Annotated in this window: 12 protein-coding genes and 1 pseudogene; 8 read left to right on the forward strand and 5 right to left on the reverse strand. The window is 63.4% G+C overall.

Translation table 11 applies throughout. The features are described from left to right. Positions 1-79 precede the first annotated feature (79 nt). The 3 genes and pseudogenes from X773_RS72510 to X773_RS72520 all read right to left on the reverse strand — a co-directional run. Positions 80-343, reverse strand: a pseudogene (locus tag X773_RS72510) (IS5 family transposase); the annotation flags it as partial. A 76-nt stretch (positions 344-419) separates the two neighbouring features. Continuing rightward, a complete protein-coding gene (locus X773_RS72515; protein ID WP_023680725.1) occupies positions 420-842 on the reverse strand; it encodes a DUF4279 domain-containing protein in 423 nt (140 codons plus the stop codon). A 113-nt stretch (positions 843-955) separates the two neighbouring features. Next, positions 956-1756, reverse strand: a complete 801-nt coding sequence (locus X773_RS72520) for a lytic transglycosylase domain-containing protein (RefSeq protein ID WP_023680726.1) — start codon at positions 1754-1756, stop codon at positions 956-958. Between the two features lie 185 nt (positions 1757-1941). On the opposite strand from X773_RS72520, the gene X773_RS72525 reads away from it, so the two are divergent. From X773_RS72525 to rpsP, 7 genes are all read left to right on the forward strand, one after another. Further along, positions 1942-3189: an NAD(P)/FAD-dependent oxidoreductase gene (locus X773_RS72525; RefSeq protein ID WP_023680727.1), complete on the forward strand. Its 1248-nt coding sequence runs from the start codon at positions 1942-1944 to the stop codon at positions 3187-3189. Positions 3190-3279: 90 nt separating this feature from the next. Continuing rightward, the gene (locus X773_RS72530; protein ID WP_023680728.1) at positions 3280-4374 is read left to right on the forward strand and encodes a putative zinc-binding metallopeptidase; all 1095 of its coding nucleotides are present in this window, start codon (positions 3280-3282) and stop codon (positions 4372-4374) included. A gap of 63 nt (positions 4375-4437) precedes the next feature. Then, on the forward strand, positions 4438-5040 hold the full coding sequence (locus tag X773_RS72535) for a DUF1236 domain-containing protein (RefSeq protein WP_023680729.1): 603 nt from the start codon (positions 4438-4440) through the stop codon (positions 5038-5040). Positions 5041-5191: 151 nt separating this feature from the next. Continuing rightward, positions 5192-6160, forward strand: a complete 969-nt coding sequence (locus X773_RS72540) for a type II CAAX endopeptidase family protein (protein WP_023680730.1) — start codon at positions 5192-5194, stop codon at positions 6158-6160. Between the two features lie 309 nt (positions 6161-6469). Next, complete coding sequence (ffh, locus tag X773_RS72545; RefSeq protein WP_023680731.1) at positions 6470-8086, forward strand: signal recognition particle protein; 1617 nt, start codon at positions 6470-6472, stop codon at positions 8084-8086. A gap of 7 nt (positions 8087-8093) precedes the next feature. After that, positions 8094-8420, forward strand: a complete 327-nt coding sequence (locus X773_RS72550; protein ID WP_023680732.1) for a chorismate mutase — start codon at positions 8094-8096, stop codon at positions 8418-8420. Positions 8421-8471: 51 nt separating this feature from the next. Continuing rightward, positions 8472-8867 carry a 30S ribosomal protein S16 gene (rpsP, locus tag X773_RS72555; RefSeq protein WP_023680733.1) on the forward strand — a complete coding sequence of 132 codons (396 nt, stop codon included), beginning with the start codon at positions 8472-8474 and terminating at the stop codon, positions 8865-8867. A 72-nt stretch (positions 8868-8939) separates the two neighbouring features. On the opposite strand, the gene X773_RS72560 is transcribed toward rpsP, so the two are convergent. Then, positions 8940-9203: a YMGG-like glycine zipper-containing protein gene (locus X773_RS72560; protein ID WP_023680734.1), complete on the reverse strand. Its 264-nt coding sequence runs from the start codon at positions 9201-9203 to the stop codon at positions 8940-8942. A 190-nt stretch (positions 9204-9393) separates the two neighbouring features. Then, positions 9394-9804, reverse strand: coding sequence for a DoxX family protein (locus X773_RS72565; protein WP_023680735.1), 411 nt, complete (start codon positions 9802-9804; stop codon positions 9394-9396). Positions 9805-10065: 261 nt separating this feature from the next. Here X773_RS72565 and X773_RS72570 point away from each other — a divergent pair, with 261 nt between their 5' ends. Continuing rightward, positions 10066-10473 carry an ACT domain-containing protein gene (locus tag X773_RS72570; RefSeq protein WP_023680736.1) on the forward strand — a complete coding sequence of 136 codons (408 nt, stop codon included), beginning with the start codon at positions 10066-10068 and terminating at the stop codon, positions 10471-10473. The last annotated feature ends 216 nt before the right edge of the window (positions 10474-10689 follow it).

The following is a 10689-nucleotide window of genomic DNA, read 5'->3' on the forward strand; positions in this document are numbered from 1 at the left end:
ATCCGTTGTCCCCACTGCCGCGGAACCCTCTCCGCTAAAAATCTGCCAAAGTAGTGCTAGGACGTAGACTCATTACCTGCACCGTGCCGTCATGGGCCTCGGTAATGGCGTCCATCAGCCGATCCCAGACACCTGCTTTCCGCCATCGAACGAAGCGGTTGTAGCAAGTGGTGCGAGGGCCGTAGCGCTCGGGCAGATCGCGCCATGGCGCACCCGATCGCAGCACCCAGAAGATGCCGTTCAGCACGCGACGGTCATCGACACGCGGCACGCCTCGCGGCTTGTTGGGCAAAAGCGGCTCGATGACGCGCCATTCGAAGTCGGTCAGATCGTATCGGCTCATGCCCTTATGAATCAGACTCCGCTCAAATTTGGAACCAGCCAGTCGGCAAACGACCCAATGCGGACAGGACGCCTGCTCACACCTCATTTCCATGTTGGTGAGCTTCGTCCTCAACAAAAAGGTCGAGGCTCCAGCCAACACCGCAATCCGCGAGCACCCTCATCGCAGACGGCTCAAGCCAAATGCCGCACTGTCCGTGGTAGGGCTGATAGAACCCGCCGTAGATAGTTATCTGCTTTGGCCGCACTTCCTGCCGCAGCCGTGCGAAGGCCTCCTCCCGACCTCGCATCTGCTCGATCAGGTAGTTGACCGCATTCTCGTGCTCGGCCCCACTCCGGAGCCTTTGCCGCGGACCATCGAGGCTCCATCCATTCTTCTTGCGCGGGGAACCGTTACGCATCGGGTCGCCCTTGCGGACTATGCGTGTCGGTTCGAGGCTTAGGATCGCAGTCACCCCCTCGGGGTCCGCATCGAAATCAACGATCGAGAGCGAGATCATCGCCTGTCCTAGCTAGGTTCCAAAGGGCAAGGCAAGCCCTGCGCTGTTGCGAAACTCTTCATGCTCGCCTCGCGCTTCCAACCGAGCCCAGTCATTTTTGCGTTTATATCCTATCAGTCGGCATCGATCGCCGTGGCCATGCGGGCGATGGCCTGTTGATAGACGCTCGCGGAATTCCAGCCAGCGATTGCGCCCATATTCGCCTGCGCGCTCGCGCCGGCCCGCCAACCATGACTCTTGAGGAAGTTGGCGGTGGAAGCCAACGCAGTGCTCTTGTCGCGCAGATTTTTGTTTCCGACACCATACGTCAAAACATTTCCGGGCAGGAACTGCGTGTGGCCGATCTCGCCATGCGCGGCACCGACCGACGAGGCGCTCAACGCTCCGCGATCAACCAGCTTCAGGGCCGCAATGGCATGCGGGTAGAAGAACTCCGGACGGCGACAGTCATAGGCCAGCGTTAAAATGGCGGAGACCGTATTCTGGCTGCCCATGGCGGAACCGAAGCCGGTCTCCATGCCCCAGATGGCGAGCAACACGCCCGGCGACACGCCGTAATTCCGTTCGATCTTGTCGAACAGCGCAGCATTGGCCTTCTTCAGCGCACGGCCCCTGGCAATGATCGCGGACGCGCCACGGCGCTTCATGAAAGCTTCCACCGAGCCGCTGAAAGCCTTATGGATGGCGCGGTCGACGGAGATCGTCTTTGTCGCATAGGTTGCGCGAGCCAGAGCGGCCAGACCCTTCGAGCCGACACCGTCGGCCTTCGCCTCCGCGGCGAACTCCGGTTTCCATGCCTCGAAGCCGGCGCCGTTCTTGCCACAGCTGGCCGCCGCCTGCGCGCCCGTCGCCAGCGCAAGCACCGCCACCACCGTGGCCACTACAAACATCTTCCCCTTGGCAAGAAATGCCATGCTGCTCTCCTGGTTGCCTGAATCACGTTCCCAATTGCGAACTTGCCTGCGAAACACCTGCTTGTCACTGCCCCGGCGCCACGCCGATGCACTCAATACAGCAGGAACCTCAAATCCACCACACTGGCGGACGCCCGGGAATTTGCCTACGATCAAGTAATTATTGTGGCGGGGACAGAATAAGCATGGAAGACGTTGATGTCGTGATCATCGGCGCCGGTTCAGCCGGGCTTTCGGCTTCCAAGACCCTGCGCGCTGCCGGTTTTTCCTTCAAATTGTTGGAAGCGGTGAACCGCATTGGCGGCCGCGCCTGGACCAGCGACCAGCATTTCGGCGTGCCGTTCGACATCGGCTGCGCCTGGCTGCATGCCGCGGACCGCAATCCCTACTTTCCCGAGGCGAAGGCCGCTGCCTGGACGCTTCATCACCACGACATGAATGTCGATCATCTCTATTACCGTGAGCGAAAGGCAAGCGAAGCCGAGGAGGCGGCGATGAAGGTGGCCGACGCAAGGCTGTTCGAACTGGTGGCGGCACATCAGGTGAGGGAAGGCGACGACGACCGCCTTTCGGCATTGCTCGCCAAGGGACACGCGCCGCGCGCCGCCGCAACCTTCGCCGGGCCGATGGATTTCGGCGCCGACGAGGACGAGATATCGATCCGCGACTTTCAGGCCGCCGCCGATCTCGATCCGAACTATTTCACCAGGGAAGGCTTCGGTACGCTGGTTGCCCGCTTCGGTGCCGATGTGCCAGTGGAACTGTCGACCCCGGTGCGCAAGATCGTCTGGGATGGGCCGGGCGTAGCCTGCGTCACCGATCGCGGTACCATCTGCGCCAAGGCGGTCATCGTCACTGCCTCCCCGGCAGTGCTCGCCTTCGAGGAGATTGCGTTCTCGCCTGCACTCCCCGATGCGCATTTCGCCGCCTTCTTCGACCTGCCGATGGGCATGCTGACCAAGCTGCCGGTCGAAATATCCGGTACAAGACTCGGCCTGGAGCCGTTCGACGATTTGCTGATCGAGCGGTTGGCCCGGCACGACATCTACTTCCTCTGCTTTCCCTTCGACCTCGATTTGATGGTCGGTTTCGTCGGCGGCGATTTCGCTTGGGAGATGTCGGCGGCGGGCGAGGCGGCTGGCATCGACTTCGTCGTCGACCGGCTCTGCGGCATCTTTGGCGGCGACATACGAAAGCATGTCGGACGCGCAATGATGACCAATTGGGGCGCTGAGCGGTTCGTGCGCGGCGCCTATGCGGCGGCGCGGCCCGGCCGCTCGCAAGCGCGCGCCACGCTGATGCAGCCCGTGGCGGAAAAGATCTTCTTCGCCGGCGAGCATTTGGCCGGTCCGCTGATGCAGACCTGCGGCGGCGCTAGATTGTCGGGCGAGGCAGTGGCCAAGGAGGTCGTCGCCCAGCTTGCGGCAAAATAGCATCGGCCGGCAGGAACGTGGGCAGCTGACATGCGTTTGGCGTTCTCCTGCTCGTATCGTCCTCCGCATTTCGAATGATTTGAGACGCCAATGAAGCTTTTCGACTGCCCGCATTGCGGCCACCGTCTCTATTTCGAGAACGCGCAATGCCTGAACTGCGCCAGCCTCGTGCTCTACGATCCCGAGCATGCGCGCTTCGCGCTGTCCGGCGCCGACGTCTTCCATTGCACCAATGCCGACGAATGCGCCTGCAACTGGATGGCGGAGCCCGGCCACGCCTTCTGCCGCGCCTGTGCGCTGAACCAGCTGATCCCGGATCTGTCGGTCGACGGCAACCGCCGCCGCTGGATCCGTGTCGAGGCGGCAAAGAAGCGTGCCGTCTATTCGCTGCTCGCCTTCGGCCTGCCGGTCGCACCCAAGCAGGAAGTTGGCGACGAGATCGGTCTCGCTTTCGATTTTCTTGCCGATCCGATCGGCGGCGGTCCGGGCGGCGAACGTATCCTGACCGGTCATGACAACGGCCGGATCACGCTCAACGTCGCCGAGGCGGATTCGGCAGAGCGCGAACGGCGGCGCGTCGAGATGGGCGAGAACTACCGCACACTGCTCGGCCATTTCCGCCATGAGCTCGGCCATTATTACTGGGACCGCCTGATCCGCGACGATTCGCAAAAGCTTGCCGGTTTTCGCGCTTTGTTCGGCGACGAGCGCGCCGGCTACGAACAGGCGCTGAAGACCTATTATGCCGATGGCGCGCCGCCCGACTGGCAGCAGCGCCATATCTCGGCCTATGCGACGTCGCACCCATGGGAGGACTGGGCCGAGACATGGGCGCATCACATGCACATCACCGACACGCTGGAGATGGTGCATGCCCTGAATTTCCCGCTCGGCCGGCTGGAAACCGTTGAAGCCAACGAGCTGCCGCGCGCCGACACCGGCGGCAAGCTGCAGCCGGCACCATCGGAACCCGCCTCCAGGCCAGAGCCTTTCGAAAGGATCCTCGACCGCTGGCTGGTGCTGTCGGAGGCGTCCAACTCGATCAACCGCTGCATGGGCCTGCCCGATCTCTATCCCTTCGTCATCTCGGACGTGGCGGCGCAAAAACTTGCTTTTGTTCACGAGCTTTTGACCGACCTGCCGAAAACGACTGGAACAAATCGTGAGCCGGCCGAAGCCTTTTAGCCGGAACGCATGCGGCTTTGCTTCGTTTTCCGTGCCAAGGGACTGTGAAACGGAGAGAAGACCATGAAACGCATATTGTTTCCGGCGGTGGCCGGAGCGCTCATAGCGATGTCGGGCTCTGCATTGGCCGACACCGCCGTCTCGGCCATCACTGATCTCAATGTACGCGCCGGCCCCGGCCCGCAATATCCGGTGATCGGCGTGCTCGCGGCCGGCCAGTCGGCGACGCTCGACGGCTGCATCGCCAACAGCAAATGGTGCACTATCGCCGAGGCTAACGGCCAGGGCTGGGTCTATTCCGACTATGTGACGGCCGATTTCGGCGGCAGCCGTGTGGTCCTGACACAGCGTCCGGCCAGCGCCGACATTGCCGTCGTGACGCCGCCCGCCGATAGCGTCGAGTATTCCGACAGCTATACCGGAGCAATCGTCGCCGGCGAGGCGATCGAGCCTATCCGGAGACCGCCGGCCGAGATCCGTACCTATGTCCGTACGCATCGGCTCGATCCGGTCTATCTCGAGGGCGAGGTGGTCACGGGCGCGACGTTGCCCGACACCGTCGAGCTACGCGAGATTCCGGACTATGACTACCGCTACGTCTACGTGAACGGTCAGCCGGCGCTGATCGATCCGGACACAAGGCGCATCATGTACGTCGTGCGCTGACGTTACCAACAGGGCGGTCGCCCTGCAGTAGCGGCGGCCGCTCACAAACCCCGATATTGCCACAAGCCGGTATTGCCGCTGCAATACCGGTTTCCACATTGGGGCCGATGTTCTAGACCTTGCGAGCCGAAGCACCAGCCAGCGAGCCCGCGTGACGATCGACCCAACCGCCTTCCAACAGTACCGGCACACCGCCAACAACAAGACCACTTTGCCGCGGCTACTGCTTGGAGCGGTGGTCGTCATCCTGTTCTGGCTCGGAACCACTGCCGCCGTGCTGTTCGGCGGCACCTATGCCTTTGCCGTTTGGCAGGCATCGTCTGGCACCGCCCCGCCAGGTGGAGGAGCGGTGCAGGATTTCATGGCCTCTCCTGCGGGCATCCTCGCGGCGCTGGCTTCATTTGCCGGAATCTGGCTCGGCCTTTGGGCTGCCATGCGCTGGATCCATCGCGAGAAGCTGACAGCCCTGATTGGCGTCAGCCGGCGCATTTCTTGGTCGGGGTTCCTGAAAGGACTGACCGCGGTGCTGATCACCTCGCTGCTTTCCGAGATGCTGCTTTATGGTTTGCAGCCCGACATCGCGCGCGGCGCGATCGGCCTGTCCGCCTGGCTTTCGTTCCTGATCCCGATCGCCGCCCTGACCTTTCTGCAGACCTCGTCGGAGGAGATGCTGTTTCGCGGTTATCTGCTCAGGGGCCTGGCGAGCCGGTTCCAGAACCCTTTCATCTGGGCGCTGCTGCCGGGATTGCTGTTCACCTCCCTGCACTGGAGCCCAGGTTCGAGCGCTGCCATCAATGCCTGCGTGCTGGCCTCGATCGCCGCCTTTGCGCTGCTGCTGACGCTTCTGGTCTATGCAACCGGCAATCTCGGTGCCGGCTTTGGTGCCCATCTCGGCAACAATCTGACCGGCTTCCTGCTGATTTCGCACCAGCAAAGCTATAATTCCTTCGCCCTGTTCAACGCCAAGCCGCTCGAAGCCGCCGGCTGGACGACTTCAGACGCCGTCCTCATCGCTTCGATCGGCATCGTCAGCAGCCTGTTGACCGTTCTGCTGCTTTTACATCCGCGCTCACCGCTGAAGGTCGAGCCGGATATGGCGCGCGCCGGCAGCGTGCGCTGATGTGCATTGCCTGGTCGTCCTGAGCTATTTGACGCAAAGCTTGACCAAAGCTTGACTCTGCGGCCGATTTCCTGTCTACACGCCGCGAATTCCGCGACGAGTATTCCTCCGAGCAAACCGACCGGGACGCCGAAACCTCTTTGAGGTGAAGTGCTGTAAATCGATCCCGGAGGCCAACACCCGGCAGCGCTGTGCGCCCCCGGGTGCTTTTTGGCTTTGGGCTTTGCCCGGACCGGCTTTTGCTTGGACAGTTGGCGCGAACGCATTACCTCTCGGGCATCATCCGGGTGCCAGGGAAAAGGAAAAAGAATGTTTGAATCGCTACAGGAACGTCTTGGTTCGATCCTGAACGGCCTCACCGGCCGCGGCGCCTTGTCGGAGGCTGATGTCTCGGCGGCGCTGCGCGAGGTGCGCCGTGCGTTGCTTGAGTCCGACGTGGCGCTGGAAGTGGTGCGTTCCTTCACCGACAAGGTGCGCGAGAAGGCCGTCGGCGCCGCCGTGGTCAAGTCGATCAAGCCCGGCCAGATGGTCGTCAAGATCGTCCATGACGAGCTGGTCGAGATGCTCGGCGCCGAGGGCGTCGCCATCGACCTCAATGCACCGGCTCCGGTCGTCATCATGATGGTCGGCTTGCAGGGTTCCGGCAAGACGACGACCTCGGCCAAGATCGCCAGGCGCCTCGCCGACCGTCAAAACAAGAAAGTCTTGATGGCCTCGCTCGACACGCGGCGTCCCGCCGCGCAAGAGCAGCTCCGCCAGCTCGGCGAGCAGGTCAAGGTCGCCACATTGCCGATCGTCGCCGGCCAGACGCCGGTCGATATCGCCCGCCGCGCCGTGCAGGCGGCCAAGCTCGGCGGCCATGACGTCGTCATCCTCGATACCGCCGGCCGCACCCATATCGACGAGCCGTTGATGGTCGAGATGGCCGACATCAAGAAGATGTCGTCGCCGCACGAGATCCTGCTGGTCGCCGATTCGCTGACCGGCCAGGACGCCGTCAATCTGGCAAAAAGCTTCGACGAGCGCGTCGGCATCACCGGCCTCGTGCTGACCCGCATGGACGGCGACGGCCGCGGTGGTGCGGCGCTCTCGATGCGCGCCGTCACCGGTAAGCCGATCAAGCTGATCGGCACCGGCGAAAAAATGGACGCGCTGGAGGAATTCCACCCCAAGCGCATCGCCGACCGCATCCTCGGCATGGGCGACATCGTCAGCCTCGTCGAAAAGGCGGCCGAGAACATCGACGCCGAACAGGCCGCGGCGATGGCCAGGAAGATGCAGTCGGGCAAGTTCGACCTGAACGACCTCGCCGGCCAGCTTCAGCAAATGTCGAAAATGGGTGGCATGGGTGGCATCATGGGCATGATGCCCGGCATGGGCAAGATGAAGGACCAGATGGCCGCCGCCGGGCTCGACGACAAGATGTTCGGTCGCCAGCTCGCCATCATCTCGTCGATGACCAAGGCCGAGCGCGCCAACCCCGATATTCTGAAGCACTCGCGCAAGAAGCGCATCGCCGCCGGCTCGGGTACCGACGCGGCCGAAATCAACAAACTGTTGAAGATGCATCGCGGCATGGCCGACATGATGAAGGCGATGGGGGGCAAGGGCAAAGGCGGCGGCCTGATGCGCGGCATGATGGGCGGCCTCGCTTCCAAGATGGGTCTCGGCGGCATGATGCCTGGCGGCGCAGGCGGCATGATGGGCGGCGGCATGCCGGACCTCTCCAAGATGGACCCCAAGCAGCTCGAAGCCTTGCAGAAGCAGGCCCAGGCGGCCGGGCTCGGCGGCATGAAGGGCCTGCCCGGTGGTCTTCCCGGTGGCGGTGGCCTGCCTGGGCTGCCCGGCGGCATGAAACTTCCCGGCCTGCCGGGCGGTGGCGGGCTGCCAATGCTTGGCAAGAATGGCCTCGGCAAGAAGAAGTGAGGGCGCCATGAACGAAGAAAAGGACATGGCCGACGCGCGCGCGGCGCTGGTCAATTATCGCGCCTCGATCGACAACATCGACGCGGCGCTGATCCACATGCTGGCCGAGCGCTTCCGCTGCACCAAGGCGGTCGGCGTTCTGAAGGCGGAGCATGGCCTGCCGCCTGCCGATCCGGCACGCGAGCAGGAGCAGATCGCCCGTCTTCGCCAATTGGCGAAGGACGCCCATCTCGACCCGGATTTCGCGGAGAAATTCCTGAACTTCGTCGTCCGCGAAGTGATCCGCCATCACGAGCAGATCGCCGCATCCAACGGCGTAGCGAAAACCGGCTGAGGACCAGCCACCAACCGATCAACCAAATCAGAGCTTTTTAGGAGAAAAGAAATGCCACTGAAAATCCGACTGGCCCGTGCGGGCTCGAAGAAGCGTCCCTATTACCACGTCGTCGTCGCCGACGCCCGTTCGCCGCGCGACGGCCGTTTCATCGAGTCGCTCGGCTCGTGGAACCCGCTGCTGCCCAAGGACGGCGAACGCGTCAAGGTCGACGCCGAGCGTGTCAAGCATTGGCTGTCGCACGGCGCCCAGCCGACCGACCGCGTGCTGCGCTTCCTCGACGAGGCCGGCCTCGCCAAGCGCGAAGCGCGCGCCAACCCGAAAAAGGCCGAGCCCGGCAAGAAGGCGCAGGAGCGCGCAGCGCTGCTGAAGAAGGCGCAGGAAGATGCGGCAGCCGCTGTTGCCGCCGCTGCAGCAGCGCCGGCCGAGGGCGCGACCGCCGAATAAATCATCTCCACAACCACGAAACGGCGGGCCCTGCCCGCCGTTTTGCTATTGCATCCATATGATGCGGCCCGATCAATAGCCTTCCGGGCAACTCGCAACGTAGACACGACCGTTACGATCGCGATAACGGCATTGGCCGCTTTCGCTGGCACGGCCGATCAGTGCACCGGCCAAAGCGCCGGCCGCACCGCCGATCACCGCGCCCTTGGTCGGGTTGCCGGCCACAGCAGCGCCGACCGCCGCACCGCCCAGGCCACCAACTGCCGCGCCTTGCTCAGTACGGGAGCAGGCACCGAGCGGGACCAGCAAGGCCATCAAGATCATCACCTTTTTCATTGTCGTTCCTCTCCAACAGGGTGCCGTCCTCGCCGCTGCACCCCCTAACTCGCAACCAGGCGATTTGATCCAAAGAAGAAGATCGGCTGCCGCCCGGCGGCGCTCAATTTGATCCAAAGAGTAGAAAGGCGGCGCAGACCGCGCCCGCTCTGGCAGCGTGGCCAGCATCGAACGGCTTTCGATGTCGCCGCTATTGGCTGAACGGGAACAATGCGCGCACCCTTGGATCGCGCAGATACAGGCCACCCCAGAGGACGGCGCCGAGATAGACGCCGAACAGTATGTGCGAGAACAAAGGGCTGCCGATACGCACATGCGTGGCGACGGCGCCGCCGAGATAGGCGGTGAGCAGGATGGCGCCGAGCACCGAGGTGCGTGGCAGCGCGTAAAGCGCTGTCGAGACCAATCCAATGGTGCCGAGCATGCGCGAGACATTGGCATCGGCCGGCCAGCCGAGCTGCACCATGGTCTGGGTGACGATTTCGAGCGGCGGTAGCTTGATGACGCCGTCGAAGATCATGAACAGCACGATGACGGCGCTGAGCACGCGGCCGGCCCACAGGGCACGCGGTGAGACGGGTGCTGCCTGAGACATGGTCATTGATGTTCCCTCCGGTCGTTGTGAGCACTGGCTCCTCCGCCAGCTCGAACCAAGGACGCGGCCCATGACGGCGATCCGACATGCCTCCAGTTCTTTTTCAGGTCCGGGGGGACGGCGACCTTGGATGTGCAAGTTCAGTCAGCAACGAACCTGGACAAGTCCACCTTGCAGGGTGAGGTGGAGGGCGTTATTGAAAACCGTAGAGGTGTCTTCCGAGCGCTCGACGGCAACCACCGCCTGATCGCACAACGAAAGCAACCGATGGCCGGAGAGACCGACCTGAAACAGTTGCTGGCGGCAATGACGCCGGAATTGCTTGCCGGCGTTCATGTCTTCACCACGTTGCCACCCGATGCGCCCGTTCCCGACAGGCTCCAGCCGGTGATGCTATTTCGCGAGCGCGAGGGCACGACGCTGATCGTGCTTGAAGAGCATGCCAAGGCCGCTGGACTGAAAACCGTGTTCCGCTGCCGGATGCTGACGCTGAACATCCATTCGTCGCTGGAAGCGGTCGGCTTCCTCGCCGCCATCACCGCGCGGCTGGCCACCGCCGGCATCGGCGTCAATCCGGTCTCGGCCTTCTACCACGATCATCTGTTCGTGCCCGCCGACCGGGCGGAGGAGGCGCTGGAGTTGCTGTTGGACCTAGCGGAGGAGAACCGGCTGTGACACCGGCGCCTTGCTGCCTATTTGAGACGCCTGCGCTGCCCCTCATACGCCTGCCGGAACCTCCTCCCCGCGAACGGCGAGAAGGGCGTGAACGGCCGAAGGCCGAGCCCGCGACTGCGGGCCGCCGGCCTTCCGGCGCCCCCGCGGAGGCCAGCCGCGTAGCGGCGATACGGCCGTGAGCGAAACAACCGCCAAAGGCCGAGCCCGCGACTGCGG

The organism is Mesorhizobium sp. LSJC280B00 (assembly GCF_000502835.1).
Lineage (GTDB): Bacteria > Pseudomonadota > Alphaproteobacteria > Rhizobiales > Rhizobiaceae > Mesorhizobium.